Here is a 14,937-nt window from a genome sequence, read left to right as displayed (position 1 = left end):
TCAGCTTCATGCACTATGATCTTGGATATTTCGACCTGGAGCAGAAGACCCTGCAACCCCTCGACAACCCGTTCGGCACGAGGTTGTCACCCATCCCTTAGGTACGATCCGTTACCCATCTCTTCGGGCCGGACAAAATCGGTTATGGCGGAGAGGGAGGGATTCGAACCCCCGATAGGCTTGCACCTATGCCGCATTTCGAGTGCGGTGCATTCAACCACTCTGCCACCTCTCCTGAAGGCGCCATGGTAGGAGCAGCGGCCCCTGTGGTTGGGGGCGTTAATAGGCGAGGATGGCGGGCCAGACAAGGCGCGCGGGGCGAAAATCCGCTGCCTGTTTCGCCCTCTGCCCGCCTTTTCCCGGCGCGAACGGGGGAGAAAGGCGGTCCGATTAGCGATTTGCCCCGTTTTTCGCGCGCGCGAGGCGTCCGCTTCGACAACCCCAATGCGGAGACACCCTCTCCCCAACCCTCCCCCGCGCGCGGGGGAGGGGGCGCACCGCCTTCGGAGCGGGCGTCTCATTGCATGTTCGAAAAAACGGGGTGGGACCGCCAGACGCGGTAAACACTGGCGGTCCCTTGCCGCTCATTGCAATACTGGCTGGGAAGGGCGGCTTCGCCGGCCAGGTGAGGCGACGATTCGACCCTAGCGTGCGGCCTCGGCGCCGCAACGCAATCCGGTCCTTAACCTAACCAGTCAAGGTTACTCTGGAGCCCGCTTCCGTTCCGATGACATCGGAACGGGGCTCCAGATTCCTCGTTTTGCGCGTTTTCTCGACGCGAACCGGTGTCCACTTCGCTTGAAAACGCGCAGCTAGTCGCTCTTGGCGCTGTCCTTGTTGTTTTCCTTGTTGTTTTCCTTGTTATTTTCCTTGGCCTTTTTCTTGCCGTTCTCCGTACTGTCCCGGTCCTTGGCGCTCTCCTTGCGGCGGTTGGTGAAGCGCGCATTGCCAAGGCCGGTGCCGATGGTGAGCACGCCCCAGCGCTCGACGTCCTGCATGAACGGCACCTCGGAGAGGCCCTGAACCACGCCGTCATTGTGCATCAGGATCGCGGTGTCGTGCTCGCCGATCTCGGGGATGCCCTCGATCAGGCTCGCCGGCAGGTTGAACTTGCTGCTCTCCCAATTGCCCGGCAGGTTCTGCGCGCCCTTCTCGATCGAGCCGTCGGCGTTGATCACGCCGGGACAGGCGATGCCGATGAACGGCGCGAGCTTGAAGCCCTCCTCTTCGGCCTCCGCGATCAGCCCCTTCAGCATCTTGGTGAGGCGCTTGACCGCACCCTCGCGCGTCGGCTCGTCGTCGGCATGACGCCACAGCTCGGATTTCACGACCTTGGCCTTCGACAGATCCTTGGCCTTCCTCCAGTTGGTCTCGACCAGGCCGCAGCGGATGTTGGTGCCGCCGATGTCGACCGCCAAAATGCTGTCATAGGCCTCGAAGATCCAGGACGGCGCCAGATGCAGCGCGCCGATCAGGCCGGCCTCGTCGGGATGATGGCGGATCGGCATCATGTCGATCTTGAAGTCCTCGGATTTGAGGATGATCTCGGTGCGCGCGATCGCGAGTTCGCCGAGCCGGGAATCGCGAAAGCCGCCGCCGACCACAATGCGCTCGGTCTTGGCCCAGGCCTTGGTCTTGAGGAAACGCCGGGTGACATAGGCAAGCTCCTGGGCGAAATCCTCGATCGCGCTGTGCACCACCGCGGAGGCCTCGGTGTCGTCGCCGACCAGGATGGCATCCAGCGTCTTCTTGCTGATCTCCTCCGAGGGCTCCTTGCCGAACGGGTCCTCCCCGGTCTTGCGCAGCGGCTTGCGCCAGCGGTCGAGGATGTCGCGGAACGCGCCCTTGCTGGCGCGATCGCCGAGAAAACCGTCCTCGTCCTTCATCTCGATGTTGAAACTGTCGATCTCCACCGACGGCAGCCGCTCCGCGCCGTGATGGGCGATGCCCGTCGCCTTGACCAGTTCGTCCGTTGCCATGGTAAGCCCTTGCCCGCATGTCGATTTGCGAGGACAACGGCAAGGGAACCCGATGGTTGCAATGCTATGCCGCAGATTCGACGAGGCGCCGGAAGAGGTCCAAGGCCTTCAAATCCGGGCCTTTTTCCGCGGTTTTCCTTGACTCTTCCCTGCCGGCGGCTATAAGTCCCACACCCGGCGCGGGGCGTTTCTCGCGCCGCTTGTTTTTGCGTGGGTTTTCAAAGGGATAACTCCCGCCCGCACAAAACTCGATAAACCCATAGCGACTGACAAAAAGCCGACCCCGACGATACCAGTCGCGAGGCCGGGATTGAACACGGAGAAAAAAACGATGTTCGCAGTCATCAAAACCGGCGGCAAGCAATACCGCGTCGTGCCGGATGATGTTCTCGAAGTAGGCAAGATCGAAGGCGAAGTCGGCTCGATCGTGCAGCTGAATGAAGTTCTGGTGGTCGGCGGCGACACGCCGGTGCTGGGTATTCCGACGGTCGCAGGTGCGTCCGTTGCGGTCGAGGTGCTCGACCACAAGCGCGGCCCCAAGGTCATCGCGTTCAAAAAGCGCCGCCGCAAGAATTCGCGCCGCAAGCGCGGCTATCGCGACGAGATCACGGTGCTCCGCATCTCCGAGATCCTGACGGATGGCGCCAAGCCCACCAAGGGCCCGCGTCCGAAGAAGGAGAAGGTGGCGAAGGAGCCGGCAGCGGAAGCCGCCGAGTAACGCGAAATCGATCACGCCAATTCACGAATTGATGCGTGAGAAATTTTGAAATGATTCCGTCAAGGAATTGATCTAGAAATACGCAGGATTTCGGAGACGAGCCATGGCTCACAAAAAAGCAGGCGGTTCATCGCGCAACGGTCGCGATTCCAAGGGTAAGCGCCTCGGCATCAAGGCGTTCGGCGGGGAAGTTGTGATTCCCGGCAACATCATTGCGCGTCAGCGCGGCACCACCTGGCACCCGGGCCTTAATGTCGGCATGGGCACGGACCACACTCTGTTCGCCAAGATCGAGGGTCGCGTCACGTTCCAGGCCAAAGCCAACGGCCGCACTTTCGTATCGGTGCTCCCGCTCGCAGAGGCGGCTGAATAGACGGTGGATCAAATTGGAGTCCGCCGGTCCTACCAAACCGGCGGAGTCCTTAAGATCGCAAGAGATCGAAGGCTCCAAGGGGGAGGCGGGAAACCGGCCTCCCCTTTTCTTTTGACTTGCTCACTTTGACTTAGTGACTTTCACGGAGCCGGACATGTTGCAGGATTTCTCGAGCGCGACCTTGGCTGAGGCGAGACCTGGTGTCGTCGCCACCGAACGGCTGACCTTGCGGCGGCCGACCCTCGCCGACGTCAGGACCATCGCCCGGCTCGCCAACGACCGCCGCGTCGCGGAAAACACCCGCCGCCTGCCACACCCCTATTCCCAGGACGACGCCGTCGCCTTCGTCCGCACCACTGCCGCGCTCGGCAGCGAGACCGTGTTCCTGGTCGAGCACGATACCGGGCCGGTCGGCATGGTCGGCATCGACTGCTCCACGCCTGGCAATGCCGAGCTCGGCTATTGGCTCGGCGTCGAGCACTGGGGCCAGGGCTTTGCCACCGAGGCCGCGCGCGGCGCGATCGACTTCTTCTTCGAGGAGTTCGAGGACGAGCACCTCTATGCCGGCGCGCGCGTCACCAATCCCGCCTCGCGCAAGGTGCTGGAGAAGTGCGGCTTCCAGTGGAGCGGCGTGCAGCTGCATCGCTTCCTGGCGCTGGGCTCGTCGACGCCGGTCGACTGCTTCCGTCTGTCACGCGGCGTGTGGGCGTCGCTGAAGAGCTGGAGCAGTGCGCGAAGGATGAGGTAGGGGGCACACTGCGTCCTCAATCACCAGTGTCGCCCCCGCGAAAGCGGGGGCCCATAACCACAGGGAGGAGTGTGAGGCAAAGCGCCCACTCCGAGTCTTCGCAAAACATCTCCCTGTGGGTATGGGTCCCTGCGTACGCAGGGACGACGGCGTGAGTGGGGTTACGCCGGCGGATTCACTTCCACGCTCTCGCGACCCAAATCCCGTTCGCGCAAGTAGATGTAGAACCCCGCCCCGATGATGATCGCGGCGCCGATGAGTGTGGCCATTGACGGCACGTCGCCGAACACGACGAAGCCGAAGATCACGGCCCAGACAATCATCGAATATTGATAGGGCACGACGACGCTGGCCGGCGCCAGCTTGAGCGAGCGGTTGACGCAGAACAGCGCGGTGACCGAGACGCATCCGGCCAGCGCGAAGATCACCAGGCTGCCAGGGGTCGGCGGCACCCAGTGGAAGGCGGACAGCACCGCGCCCAGCGAAAACGTGCCGATGAATTGCGAGGATGCCATCACGATGTCGGGCGTCTTGCGCAGGCTGCGGGTGATCAGCATCAAGGTCGCAAACGACAGGCTGCCGCCGAGCGCGATCAGCGCCGGCAGGCTGACGGTCTGCGCCGACGGCCGCAGCGCGATCAAAACGCCGCAGAAGCCGATCAGGATCGCGGTCCAGCGCCGCCAGCCGACCTTCTCCCCTAAGAAGATCGCCGACATCGCGGTGACGAAAATGGGACCGGCGAGATAATAGGTGATGACGTCGGCGAGCGGCAGATAGACGGTAGCGAGGAAGAAGGCGGCGACCTCGAGCGTCGAGAGCACGACGCGAAACAGCTGCAGCCACGGCCGTTCGAGGCGGACGAAATCATGACGCTGCCGCCAGATCAGCGGCGCGAGCAGCAGCAGCGCCGCGCAGGCGCGCAGGAACAAGAGCTGCCCCACCGAATAAGTCCCGACCAGGAACTTGCCCATGGCGTCGCCGAACGAGAACATGAAGATCGACAGCACCATCAGCCCGATGCCGGCGAGGCGCGCGGAGCGATCGTCATAGGCGGAGAGGTTCTTGAACAGGGGCATCGAATAAGTCGGACTGTGAGAGGTCGTCATTGCGAGCGAAGCGAAGCAATCCAGACCGTCTCCATGGCGGCAGTCTGGATTGCTTCGTCGCTACGCTCCTCGCAATGACGGGCGGAGAGAGCGCAGAAAACCAGCGGTAGAGTTCGCTTGCGGTCGTTTTTAATGACGTGAGCCGCCGCGGCAACCCCGCGCAAGCCGAATTGAACGGATTGTCGCACTCTTCGCATCGCGGTAGCGATAAGCGCCCCGCAGATAAAGTGAGCATGGACATGACCGACTTCGATCCGAGCCAGCACCGCATGATCCCGACGCAACGCTGGTTTGAGGATTTCGTGGTCGGCGAACGCTTCGTGCTGCCGAGCCGGACCCAGACCTCGGCGATATTCGCCGCATTCCAGACCGCGAGCGGCGACACCCATCCCGTGCATTACGACGTGGAATATTGCCGCAGCCGCGGCATGCCGCATCTGCTCGCCCATGGCTTCCAGACCCTGATCCACACCGCGCCCGGCGCCGGCCTGTTTCCGTTCATGGTCGAGGAGTCCCTGGTCGGTTTCCTCGAGCAGTCGAGCCGGTTCCTCAAGCCCGTCTACGCCGACGACACCATCTATCCCGCGCTCGAAGTCACCGAGCTCGTGCCGGGACGTACCACCGGCGCGGTGACGCTCCGCAGCACCGTGTTCAACCAGCGCAAGGAGCTGGTGCTGGAGGGGACGCAGAAATTCCTGATCCGGTGCCGGCCGACTGGTTAAGCAAGGGGCGAAATCGCGAGAAATTCGGCCGATTTGCGGGTCTATCCGGGTTGCCGCGGGAGACCTGCTGGCCTACCTATGGCCCATGAAATTCCTCGACGAAGCAAAGGTCTATATCCGCTCCGGTGACGGCGGGAACGGCTGCGTGGCGTTCCGCCGCGAGAAGTTCATCGAATTCGGCGGCCCCTCCGGCGGCAATGGCGGCCGCGGCGGCAACGTCATCATCGAGGTCGCCGACGGCCTCAACACGCTGATCGACTACCGCTACCAGCAGCACTTCAAGGCCCAGAAGGGCGAGAACGGCTCAGGTTCGGACCGCCACGGCGCCAACGGCAAGAACATCGTGCTGAAGGTGCCGATGGGCACGCAGATCTTCGACGAGGACCGCGAGACGCTGATCCACGACTTCACCAAGGTCGGCGAGAAGTTCGTGCTGGCCGAGGGCGGCAATGGCGGCTTCGGCAACGCGCATTTCAAGACCTCGACCAACCGCGCGCCGCGCAACGCCAATCCCGGCCAGGTGGGCGAAGAGCGCTGGATCTGGCTGCGGCTGAAATTGATCGCCGATGCCGGCCTCGTCGGCATGCCCAATGCCGGCAAGTCGACCTTCCTCTCCAAGGTCAGCGCGGCGCGGCCCAAGATCGCCGACTATCCCTTCACCACGCTGCATCCGCAGCTCGGCGTCGTGAATGCTGACGGCCGCGAATTCGTGCTCGCCGACATTCCCGGCCTGATCGAAGGCGCGCATGAAGGCACCGGCCTCGGCGATCGCTTCCTCGGCCATGTCGAGCGCTGCCGCGTGCTGCTGCATCTGATCGACGCGACCTGCGAGCACGCCGGCAAGGCCTACAAGACGGTGCGCAAGGAGCTCGACGCCTATGGCGGGCTGCTCACCGACAAGATCGAGATTGTCGCGCTGAACAAGATCGACGCGGTCGAGCCGGACGAATTGAAGAAGCAGAAGGACCGGCTGAAGCGCGCCGCCAAGAAGACGCCGCTGCTGCTCTCCGGCGTCACCGGCGATGGTGTCAAGGAAGCGCTGCGCGCGCTCGTCGGGGTGATCGGCGAAGCACCGGTGTCGGCCAAGGCCAAGAGCGCGGCCGAAGCGGAGCCGTGGTCGGCGTGATTGTCGTCCCTGCCTAGTGCGCAATTGCGCACGGGGCGCAGGGACGACAGTGGAGGATGCGGCTACGCGTACGCGCATCACCGGCTTGTCTTCGCCCCTCCAATAGCGCAGCATCGAACAATCAAGAAAATGCAGGGATGACGCATGGCGCGGGCGAAGAACGTTCTCTGGATCATGTGCGACCAGCTTCGCTATGATTATCTCGGCTGCACCGGCCATCCCACGCTGAAGACGCCGAACATCGACGCCATGGCGAAGCGCGGCGTGCTGTTCAGCAAGGCCTATGTGCAATCGCCGATCTGCGGTCCGTCGCGGATGTCGTTCTACACCGGCCGCTACATGCGCTCGCACGGCTCGCACTGGAATGGCTGGCCGCTGCGCGTCGGCGAGCCGACGCTTGGCGATCACCTCAACAAGATCGGCGTGCGCAACGTGCTGGTCGGCAAGACCCACATGGCGCCCGATCTCGAAGGCATGAAGGCGCTCGGCATTCCCCCGGAATCGATGATCGGCGTGCATGTCGCCGAATGCGGTTTTGAGCCGTATGAACGCGACGACGGCCTGCACCCGACCGGACGACCGCGCCCGAAATACGACGAATATCTGCGCCAGAAAGGCTTTGACGCCGCCAATCCCTGGGAGCATTGGGCCAATTCGGGCGCGGCGGAAGACGGTAGCTTGCAGAACGGCTGGCTGCTGGTGCATGCCGACAAGGCCGCGCGCGTGCCGGACGAGCATTCCGAAACGCCCTACATGACGCGGCGCGCGATGGACTTCATCGGCGAGGCCGAGACCGACGGCCGGCCGTGGTGCCTGCATCTGTCCTACATCAAGCCGCACTGGCCCTATATCGCGCCGGAGCCCTATGCCAGCATGTACTCGACCTCGGACATGATCCCGGCGATCCGTTCGATGCGCGAGCGGCAGAATCCGCATCCGGTGTTCGGCGCCTACATGGACATGCGCTACTCCCGCAACATGGCGCGCGACGATGCCCGCGAGAAGGTGATCCCGACCTATATGGGCCTGATCACCCAGATCGACGACCAGATAGGCGTGCTGATGAAATTTCTGGAGCAACGCGGCCTGCTGGAAACCACCATGATCGTGTTCACCTCCGATCACGGCGATTATCTCGGCGATCACTGGATGGGCGAGAAGGATTTGTTCCACGAGCAGTCGGCGAAGATCCCGCTGATCATCATCGACCCTTCGCAAGAGGCTGACGCCACGCGCGGCACGCGCAGCGACGCGCTGGTGGAGGGAATCGACCTCGCGCCGACCTTCGTCGATTATTTCGGCGGCAAGGTGCCGGGCCACATCCTCGAGGGACGTTCGCTGCTGCCGCTGCTGCGCGGGCCGACACCGCCGGACTGGCGCAAGGTCGCGTTCTCCGAATACGACTACGCCATGCAGGACGTGCGGCTGAAGCTGAACCAGCCGATCGAGCGCTGCCGCCTGTTCATGGTGTTCGACGGCCGCTGGAAATACATCCACGCCTCCGGCTTCCGCCCGATGCTGTACGATCTCGAAACCGATCCGCAGGAATATGTCGATCGCGGCGACGACCCTGAGTGCGCCGGCATCATCGCGCGGTTGCAGGCCGAGCTGTTCGACTGGGCGCTGCATCCGAGCGGTCACATCACCACGCCCCCCGAAAAGATCGCAGCCTATGCCGAGAACCAGCTCCAGGTGAAAGGCGGCTTCCTGATCGGCATCTGGGATGAGAAAGAGCTCGACGCGATCAAGGACGGCATCGCGCAACGCGCGAAGATGTAAGCCAAATCATCACTCGGTACGTCTTAAGGGCGGTCCACGAGTCGTCCTTCGAACTCCGGTTTGCCCGGAACCAGAAAGAGGCGATACCACTCGACATCTTTTCGCTGGGCGAATTCGACATCAGCGAGCTTCGTGCTCTCGCCGAGGCTCAATTGATCGATTCCAAGATTTTGCGCAGCCGCATAGATCGAATAATCGCCCGGCTCCACGTTTGCGGAATATGCAGGCTCATTGTCGATCACCGACATGACGTGAACGCGTCCGCTCTCGGATCGGAAGTGGACGCAGGTGATCCGCTGCCATTCATCGAAGGAGGGCGGCCGGCTAGCGGCGACCAGCTCGACCCAATGGTCATTAAGATCAGCTTCGGTATTGATCATGCGGAACGTGGGCGCGCCTGCAAAGCCCCGTTTGGTTTTCTCGTCATTCCAATTTTCATCAGCACCAAGCGGTCTGCGCGGATCGTCGCAGACGACGATCTGATAGTGACTCGCAAACAACCGCGCGGCGCCAAGCAGCTGCTGTTCCATTAGCAGAGATCCACTTCACGATTACGGTTCAATTCTCGATCTTGTATCCCGTCGCCTTGACGATCGGCTGCCAGAACGCCGTGTTCGCGGCGAGCTCCTTCGAAAGCCCGTCCGCATTGCTTCCGACCGGAATCAACCCGATCGCGGTGAGCTTCTCCTTCACCTCCGGCTTGGCCAGCATCGCGACCGCGGCTGCGCTGAGCTTTTCGGCAAAATCCGGCGGGCTGCCGGCGGGGAGCCACATGCCGTACCAGCCGTCGGCAACGAGATCGATGCCGCTTTCCTTCAGCGTCGGCACATCGGGAACGAACGGCGAGCGCTCTGCGCTTGCAATCGCGAGGATCCTCACGCCGTTGGCACGATGCTGCGCGATCGCATCGGATACCGTGGTGATGCCGAACGGCAGATGGCCGGCGATGAGATCATTCATGACAAGCGCGCTCCCGCGATAGGGCGCCCGGGTCATTGAAAGACCAAGGATCTGTTCAAGTCGCCATCCGAGGAAGTGCGGGATGTTGCCGCTGCCTGGTGTCCCATAGGCGGCCTTTGCGACATTTGCCCTCAACCAGGTGACGAGTTCACTAAAACTACCCACCCCGATCGCGGGACTTGCAACGACGGCAAACTCGAAGCGAACGAGTTGCGACACGGGGACGAAATCCCTGGCCGCGTCGAAGCTCGGTTGATTCTCCACCATCGGCAGCAGGTACATGGTCGGACCGGTCGTCACCAAGATTGTATTGCCGTCCGAGCTTGCGCCCTTCACGGCCCTGATTCCGATCAACCCGTCACCACCGGTACGATTCTCGACGATCATGGTTCGCCCAAGCGGGGCGCCGAATTGCTCGGCGATGAGACGACACAAGGCATCACCGCTGCCGCCTGCCGCGAACGGGAAGATGATGCGCGTCAGCGGACCGGATTGAGCATGTGCGCCAATGGCCTGCGCCAGCAAGGGCAGCGAGAGGCCTCCGGCAATGAAGCTGCGTCGGTCCACGTCATCCTCCCTCGTTATTGATTATTCGAGGCATAGACTGCCCGGGCCTCGGCCGACAAGGGTGCCGTTAGGCCTATTTACTGGCTCCTCTGCCTTGCGCCGGCCACCGTCCTGCTGCAAAAGCTAGCCGCATCGGCGCCGCCCCTATTTGCTCCGCCGGACCAACGACAGAGCAATTTGACGACCGCCATGGCCAGCCCCGAACTCAGTCAATTCCGCCGCATCGTCGTCAAGGTCGGCTCCGCGCTGCTGGTCGATTCCGACAAGGGCGAGGTGCGGGCGTCCTGGCTCGCCGCGCTCGCCGACGACATGGCCAAGCTGCACCGCGAGGGACGCGACGTCCTCGTCGTCTCCTCCGGCTCGATCGCGCTCGGCCGCAGCCGCCTCAAGCTGCCGCGCGGCCCGCTCAAGCTGGAAGAGAGCCAGGCCGCCGCCGCCGTCGGCCAGATCGCGCTGGCGCGGATCTGGTCCGAGGTGCTCGGCGCGCACGGTATCGGCGCCGGCCAGATCCTGGTGACGCTGCAGGACACCGAGGAGCGCCGCCGCTATCTCAATGCACGTTCCACCATCGGCAAGCTGCTGGAGTGGCGCGCGATCCCCGTGATCAACGAGAACGACACGGTCGCCACCAACGAGATCCGCTACGGCGACAATGACCGCCTCGCCGCGCGCGTCGCCACCATGGCGAGCGCCGACCTGCTGGTGCTGCTGTCCGACATCGACGGGCTCTACGACGCCCCGCCGAAGAACAATCCGAACGCAAAACTCATTCCGGTGGTCGAGAGCATCTCCTCGGAGATCGAAGCCGTGGCGGGAGACGCCGAGTCCGAGCTGTCGCGCGGCGGCATGCGCACCAAGGTCGAGGCGGCCAAGATCGCGACCACCGGCGGCACGCATATGCTGATCGCCTCCGGCAAGATCGAGCATCCCTTGCAGGCGATCGCCGACGGCGGCCGCTGCACCTGGTTCCTGACGCCGGCCAATCCGATCACCTCGCGCAAGCGCTGGATCGCGGGCACGCTGGAGCCGAAGGGCACGCTGACGATCGATGCCGGCGCCGTGACGGCGCTGCGCGCGGGCGCCAGCCTGCTGCCGGCCGGGGTGATCAAGGTCGAGGGCCAGTTCGCCCGCGGCGATGCCGTGATCGTGCGCGGCCCCGACACCAGCGAGATCGGCCGCGGCCTGATCGCCTACGACGCTGAGGAAGCCGAGCGGATCAAAGGCCGCTCGTCCCCCGACGTCACGACCATCCTCGGCATCAGCGGCCGCGCCGAGATGATCCACCGCGACGATCTGGTGGTGGGCGGATAAGGGCGAGAAGGGGCGTATCGAAGATCAGACGTTTTTGTCGAGCTTCCGCGCGGCCAGCCGCTCGCGTCCTCGAGCCTTGATGCGTTCGATCCACTGATCATCGATCTCTTCCATTGGTCCGCTGTCGAAACCCTTCTGGATTTCGGCTCTCAGCGCCTCAAGCTTGACCTTTCGTCGCTCTTCGCGCTCCTCGACGGTCGGCATCGCGGACTCCATTATTAGGCATTGATATTCCGAGATATTTTGGCGTCCCGCAAGTCGTGGCCCAACCAGGCCATTGGCCGAGCCGGCAGCGCGGACCGGGCCTCAGCCATACCCTCCACGGCCTTCGCAAACGCGGGATTTCCGTGCTAGGACACCGCCTTAGCAGAAGGTTTTGACCCCCATGGCCGCCCCCCTCAAAGCCGTCGACGGCAATGCCGATCTTCAGGCGCTGATGTCCGATCTCGGAACCCGTGCCCGCGCTGCCGCGCGCGTGCTGGCGCTGGCGCCGCCGGAGCAGAAGAACCGGGCGCTGGAGGCCATGGAGCGGGCGATCCGCGCGGGCTCTGCGGTGATCCTTGCCGCCAATGCCGAGGACGTCGCCGAAGCCCGCGCCTCCGGCAATGCCACCTCCTCCTTCATCGACCGCCTGACGCTGACGCCGGCCCGCATCGAGGGCATGGCCGATGGCATCGGCATCGTACGCGGCATCGCCGATCCCGTCGGCATCGTCACCGAGAGCTGGCAGCGGCCGAACGGCATGAGGATCGAGCGCGTGCGCGTGCCGCTCGGCGTCGTCGGCGTGATCTTCGAAAGCCGGCCGAACGTTGCGGCCGACGCCGGCGTGCTGTGCCTGAAGTCAGGCAATGCCGTGATCCTGCGCGGCGGCTCGGACAGCTTTCGGTCCTGCCGCGCGATCCATGAATGCCTGGTGCAGGGCCTGCGCGAGGCGGGCCTGCCCGAAGCTGCGATCACGCTGGTGCCGACGCGCGACCGCGCGGCCGTCGGCATGATGCTCTCGGGCCTGAACGGCGCGGTCGACGTGATCGTGCCCCGCGGGGGAAAAAGCCTCGTCGCGCGTGTCGAGCAGGAAGCGCGCGTGCCTGTCTTCGCGCATCTCGAAGGCGTCAACCACGTCTATGTCGATGCCAGCGCCGACCTCGCCATGGCGAAGTCGCTCGTGCTCAACGCAAAAATGCGCCGTACCGGGGTCTGCGGCGCGGCCGAGACGCTGCTGGTCGATCGCGCGGCGGCCGGCAAAAATCTGAAACCGCTGGTCGAGATGCTGATCGAGGCGGGCTGCGAAGTGCGCGGCGACGAAACGGTGCAAGGAACCGATGCGCGCGTAAAACCTGCGAGCGAAGACGATTGGGACACCGAATATCTCGACGCGATCATCGCGGCAAAGGTGGTCGACGGCGTCGACGGCGCGATCGCGCACATCCAGAACCATGGCTCGCATCACACCGATGCAATCGTGAGCGCGGATGAGGCGGCTGCGAAGAAATTCCTGAGCGAGGTCGATTCCGCGATCGTGCTGCACAACGCCTCGACGCAGTTCGCCGATGGCGGCGAGTTCGGCTTCGGCGCCGAGATCGGGATTGCCACCGGCCGCTTCCACGCCCGCGGCCCTGTCGGCGCCGAGCAGCTGACAAGCTTCAAATATCGCGTTCACGGCACCGGACAGACGCGGCCGTAAGCAACGTCGCGGGGCGGGCATTGAGCAACAATTTCGTCGTGCCGCGTTTCGTGGCGCAAGCGGTCCCGCCCCACACGGAGGGCATGCGCATCGGCCTGCTCGGCGGCTCGTTCAATCCGCCGCATCAGGCGCATCGCGCGATCAGCCGGTTCGCGCTCCAGCGATTGCAACTCGATCGCGTCTGGTGGCTGGTGACACCAGGCAATCCGCTGAAGCAGAACGGCAATCTGCATGAGCTCGGCGAGCGCATGCAGGCCGCGCGCGACGTCGCCGATGATCCCAGGATCGAGGTCAGCTGTCTCGAATCCGTCATCCGTACGCGCTACACTATCGACACGATCAACACCTTGCGCCGCCGCTTCTCGGGCCTGCGCTTTGTCTGGATCATGGGCGCCGACAACCTCGCTCAATTCCATCGTTGGCAGGACTGGCGGCGCATCGCCGGCCAGGTCCCGATGGCAGTCATCGATCGCCCGCCGCAGAGTTTTCGCGCCCTCGCCTCCCCCGCAGCCCAGGCGCTGGCACGCTACCGCCTGCCCGAGAGCAAGGCAGCGCTGCTTGCGGACCGGCCGGCGCCGGCCTGGGTATTCCTGACCGGATTGAAGCTGAATCTGTCCTCAACGGGCTTACGGAACCCGGACGGGAGCTGGAAAGGTAAAATGTGAGGACGAGGGCGTGGATGTGGTGTGGGCTTTCGCCTCTCTGGCATATTGAAACCCTTAACCCCACATGATGTAGTGTAACCAGTGAGCGCGGATTCGGCGTTCGCGATACAGTGAAAGGAATGGTCCCTGACCGCATCTGTATTGTCCAAGTCAGCTTCGACGAAGTCTGTTTTACCCAAGGTTGCCAAGCCGGCGCGTAAAACATCAGCCAAAGCTGCGGCCTTGAAGGCGCAACCCGACGCCGACAAGACGCTGAGCCTGATCCTCTCCCGCCTCGAGGACATGAAGGCGGAAGAGACGGTCACCATCGACCTTCGCGGCAAATCGGCGTACTCCGACTACATGATCGTCACCACCGGCCGGGTGAACCGGCACGTTGGCGCGATCGCGGAAAACGTCGCCAAGGGCCTCAAGGAAAACGGCATCAAGAACATCCATGTCGAGGGCTTGCCCAATTGCGACTGGGTGCTGATCGATTCCGGCGACGTGATCGTGCACGTGTTCAGACCCGAGGTCCGCGAGTTCTACAATCTCGAGCGATTGTACACGCAGGGCCCAGGGGCGGCGAAGGCGATCTAGGCTGATCGAGCCGATTTCGAATCGGCTGACGCGCATGCTAGCGTCGTGCGCGCGCCATTTGCGCGCGGTCTTGAAAACACGACCCTGAAGATATCAGACCCCTGAAGATATCATGCGCGTTGCTGTCATTGCGGTGGGCCGGCTGAAGCAGGGCCCCGAACGAGAGCTTGCCGACCGCTATTTCGAGCGGTTCGACGAGGCCGGCCGCAAGCTCGGATTCCGCGAACTCCTGGTCCACGAAATCCCCGAGAGCCGCGCGCGCGACACCGCGACGCGGATGACCGAAGAGGCCGCCGCGATCTCCGCGCATATTCCGGACAAATCGATCCTGGTGGCACTGGATGAGCGCGGGCAAAATCTCGACTCCACCGTATTCGCACGGCATCTCGGGCGCTGGCGGGACGAAGGGGCCGGACATACTATCTTCATGATCGGAGGGGCGGACGGACTTTCGCCCGAATTGCGCCGTAAGGCCAAGCTCGCGATCGCGTTCGGCTCTGCGACCTGGCCGCACCAAATGGTCCGCGTCATGCTTCTGGAACAGCTTTATCGGGCCGCCACCATTCTGGCCGGCCACCCCTATCACCGCGCGTGATCCGCGCCACAACGGGCACTTTTGCCGA

Annotated in this window: 16 protein-coding genes, 1 tRNA gene and 1 pseudogene; 12 read left to right on the top strand and 6 right to left on the bottom strand. The window is 63.6% G+C overall.

Annotated features, from left to right (window positions below; genetic code table 11):
• Positions 1–101, top strand: a pseudogene (locus tag GGD62_RS41825) (transposase); the annotation flags it as partial.
• A gap of 44 nt (positions 102–145) precedes the next feature.
• On the opposite strand, the gene GGD62_RS13220 reads toward GGD62_RS41825, so the two are convergent.
• Together GGD62_RS13220 and GGD62_RS13215 are read right to left on the bottom strand one after the other, a co-directional pair.
• Positions 146–235 (bottom strand) — tRNA-Ser (locus tag GGD62_RS13220).
• A 577-nt stretch (positions 236–812) separates the two neighbouring features.
• Positions 813–1,979 carry an ROK family protein gene (locus tag GGD62_RS13215; RefSeq protein ID WP_183708766.1) on the bottom strand — a complete coding sequence of 389 codons (1,167 nt, stop codon included), beginning with the start codon at positions 1,977–1,979 and terminating at the stop codon, positions 813–815.
• A gap of 331 nt (positions 1,980–2,310) precedes the next feature.
• On the opposite strand from GGD62_RS13215, the gene rplU reads away from it, so the two are divergent.
• The 3 genes from rplU (at position 2,311) to GGD62_RS13200 (ending at position 3,818) form a co-directional block, all read left to right on the top strand.
• Complete coding sequence (rplU, locus tag GGD62_RS13210; RefSeq protein WP_008538808.1) at positions 2,311–2,697, top strand: 50S ribosomal protein L21; 387 nt, start codon at positions 2,311–2,313, stop codon at positions 2,695–2,697.
• A gap of 103 nt (positions 2,698–2,800) precedes the next feature.
• Positions 2,801–3,070: a 50S ribosomal protein L27 gene (gene rpmA, locus GGD62_RS13205; protein WP_008137923.1), complete on the top strand. Its 270-nt coding sequence runs from the start codon at positions 2,801–2,803 to the stop codon at positions 3,068–3,070.
• Between the two features lie 154 nt (positions 3,071–3,224).
• Entirely contained in the window at positions 3,225–3,818 is a 594-nt protein-coding gene (locus GGD62_RS13200) for a GNAT family N-acetyltransferase (protein ID WP_183708764.1), read from the top strand.
• 161 nt (positions 3,819–3,979) lie between these two features.
• Here the strand turns inward: GGD62_RS13200 and GGD62_RS13195 are convergent, their stop codons facing one another.
• On the bottom strand, positions 3,980–4,894 hold the full coding sequence (locus GGD62_RS13195) for a DMT family transporter (RefSeq protein WP_183236428.1): 915 nt from the start codon (positions 4,892–4,894) through the stop codon (positions 3,980–3,982).
• A gap of 269 nt (positions 4,895–5,163) precedes the next feature.
• On the opposite strand from GGD62_RS13195, the gene GGD62_RS13190 reads away from it, so the two are divergent.
• The 3 genes from GGD62_RS13190 (at position 5,164) to GGD62_RS13180 (ending at position 8,551) form a co-directional block, all read left to right on the top strand.
• Positions 5,164–5,646 carry a MaoC family dehydratase gene (locus GGD62_RS13190; RefSeq protein ID WP_183708762.1) on the top strand — a complete coding sequence of 161 codons (483 nt, stop codon included), beginning with the start codon at positions 5,164–5,166 and terminating at the stop codon, positions 5,644–5,646.
• A gap of 85 nt (positions 5,647–5,731) precedes the next feature.
• Complete coding sequence (gene obgE, locus GGD62_RS13185; protein WP_018318841.1) at positions 5,732–6,772, top strand: GTPase ObgE; 1,041 nt, start codon at positions 5,732–5,734, stop codon at positions 6,770–6,772.
• Positions 6,773–6,916: 144 nt separating this feature from the next.
• Positions 6,917–8,551, top strand: a complete 1,635-nt coding sequence (locus GGD62_RS13180; RefSeq protein WP_183236430.1) for an alkaline phosphatase family protein — start codon at positions 6,917–6,919, stop codon at positions 8,549–8,551.
• A 23-nt stretch (positions 8,552–8,574) separates the two neighbouring features.
• On the opposite strand, the gene GGD62_RS13175 is transcribed toward GGD62_RS13180, so the two are convergent.
• Complete coding sequence (locus GGD62_RS13175) at positions 8,575–9,081, bottom strand: competence protein ComJ (RefSeq protein WP_183708760.1); 507 nt, start codon at positions 9,079–9,081, stop codon at positions 8,575–8,577.
• A gap of 28 nt (positions 9,082–9,109) precedes the next feature.
• Positions 9,110–10,078 (bottom strand): Bug family tripartite tricarboxylate transporter substrate binding protein, encoded by a 969-nt coding sequence (locus GGD62_RS13170; protein WP_183708759.1) that lies wholly within the window; start codon positions 10,076–10,078, stop codon positions 9,110–9,112.
• Positions 10,079–10,267: 189 nt separating this feature from the next.
• Between GGD62_RS13170 and proB the strand changes: the two genes are divergently transcribed.
• Positions 10,268–11,389: a glutamate 5-kinase gene (proB, locus tag GGD62_RS13165; protein ID WP_018318844.1), complete on the top strand. Its 1,122-nt coding sequence runs from the start codon at positions 10,268–10,270 to the stop codon at positions 11,387–11,389.
• Between the two features lie 24 nt (positions 11,390–11,413).
• Here the strand turns inward: proB and GGD62_RS13160 are convergent, their stop codons facing one another.
• Positions 11,414–11,593, bottom strand: coding sequence for a hypothetical protein (locus GGD62_RS13160; protein ID WP_183708758.1), 180 nt, complete (start codon positions 11,591–11,593; stop codon positions 11,414–11,416).
• Between the two features lie 181 nt (positions 11,594–11,774).
• On the opposite strand from GGD62_RS13160, the gene GGD62_RS13155 reads away from it, so the two are divergent.
• The 4 genes from GGD62_RS13155 to rlmH all read left to right on the top strand — a co-directional run bounded on the left by GGD62_RS13155 (position 11,775) and on the right by rlmH (position 14,909).
• The gene (locus GGD62_RS13155) at positions 11,775–13,070 is read left to right on the top strand and encodes a glutamate-5-semialdehyde dehydrogenase (protein ID WP_183708757.1); all 1,296 of its coding nucleotides are present in this window, start codon (positions 11,775–11,777) and stop codon (positions 13,068–13,070) included.
• A 20-nt stretch (positions 13,071–13,090) separates the two neighbouring features.
• A complete protein-coding gene (locus GGD62_RS13150; protein WP_018318846.1) occupies positions 13,091–13,735 on the top strand; it encodes a nicotinate-nucleotide adenylyltransferase in 645 nt (214 codons plus the stop codon).
• 222 nt (positions 13,736–13,957) lie between these two features.
• Positions 13,958–14,314, top strand: coding sequence for a ribosome silencing factor (gene rsfS / locus GGD62_RS13145; RefSeq protein WP_018318847.1), 357 nt, complete (start codon positions 13,958–13,960; stop codon positions 14,312–14,314).
• Positions 14,315–14,426: 112 nt separating this feature from the next.
• A complete protein-coding gene (rlmH, locus tag GGD62_RS13140) occupies positions 14,427–14,909 on the top strand; it encodes a 23S rRNA (pseudouridine(1915)-N(3))-methyltransferase RlmH (protein ID WP_018318848.1) in 483 nt (160 codons plus the stop codon).
• The last annotated feature ends 28 nt before the right edge of the window (positions 14,910–14,937 follow it).

The organism is Bradyrhizobium sp. ERR14 (assembly GCF_014198235.1).
Lineage (GTDB): Bacteria > Pseudomonadota > Alphaproteobacteria > Rhizobiales > Xanthobacteraceae > Bradyrhizobium.
Note: the sequence above shows the minus strand (reverse complement) of the source record. Positions and strands in the feature narration are given on the sequence as shown.

What these genes read in the sequence shown, in the direction of transcription:
- GGD62_RS13160 (WP_183708758.1), bottom strand. Translation starts at nt 11,593, where the DNA reads ATGCCGACCGTCGAGGAGCGCGAAGAGCGACGAAAGGTCAAGCTTGAG.
- GGD62_RS13180 (WP_183236430.1), top strand. Translation starts at nt 6,917, where the DNA reads ATGGCGCGGGCGAAGAACGTTCTCTGGATCATGTGCGACCAGCTTCGC.
- GGD62_RS13200 (WP_183708764.1), top strand. Translation starts at nt 3,225, where the DNA reads ATGTTGCAGGATTTCTCGAGCGCGACCTTGGCTGAGGCGAGACCTGGT.
- GGD62_RS13190 (WP_183708762.1), top strand. Translation starts at nt 5,164, where the DNA reads ATGACCGACTTCGATCCGAGCCAGCACCGCATGATCCCGACGCAACGC.
- GGD62_RS13175 (WP_183708760.1), bottom strand. Translation starts at nt 9,081, where the DNA reads ATGGAACAGCAGCTGCTTGGCGCCGCGCGGTTGTTTGCGAGTCACTAT.
- rpmA (WP_008137923.1), top strand. Translation starts at nt 2,801, where the DNA reads ATGGCTCACAAAAAAGCAGGCGGTTCATCGCGCAACGGTCGCGATTCC.
- proB (WP_018318844.1), top strand. Translation starts at nt 10,268, where the DNA reads ATGGCCAGCCCCGAACTCAGTCAATTCCGCCGCATCGTCGTCAAGGTC.
- GGD62_RS13215 (WP_183708766.1), bottom strand. Translation starts at nt 1,979, where the DNA reads ATGGCAACGGACGAACTGGTCAAGGCGACGGGCATCGCCCATCACGGC.
- GGD62_RS13195 (WP_183236428.1), bottom strand. Translation starts at nt 4,894, where the DNA reads ATGCCCCTGTTCAAGAACCTCTCCGCCTATGACGATCGCTCCGCGCGC.
- obgE (WP_018318841.1), top strand. Translation starts at nt 5,732, where the DNA reads ATGAAATTCCTCGACGAAGCAAAGGTCTATATCCGCTCCGGTGACGGC.
- GGD62_RS13155 (WP_183708757.1), top strand. Translation starts at nt 11,775, where the DNA reads ATGGCCGCCCCCCTCAAAGCCGTCGACGGCAATGCCGATCTTCAGGCG.
- rplU (WP_008538808.1), top strand. Translation starts at nt 2,311, where the DNA reads ATGTTCGCAGTCATCAAAACCGGCGGCAAGCAATACCGCGTCGTGCCG.
- rlmH (WP_018318848.1), top strand. Translation starts at nt 14,427, where the DNA reads ATGCGCGTTGCTGTCATTGCGGTGGGCCGGCTGAAGCAGGGCCCCGAA.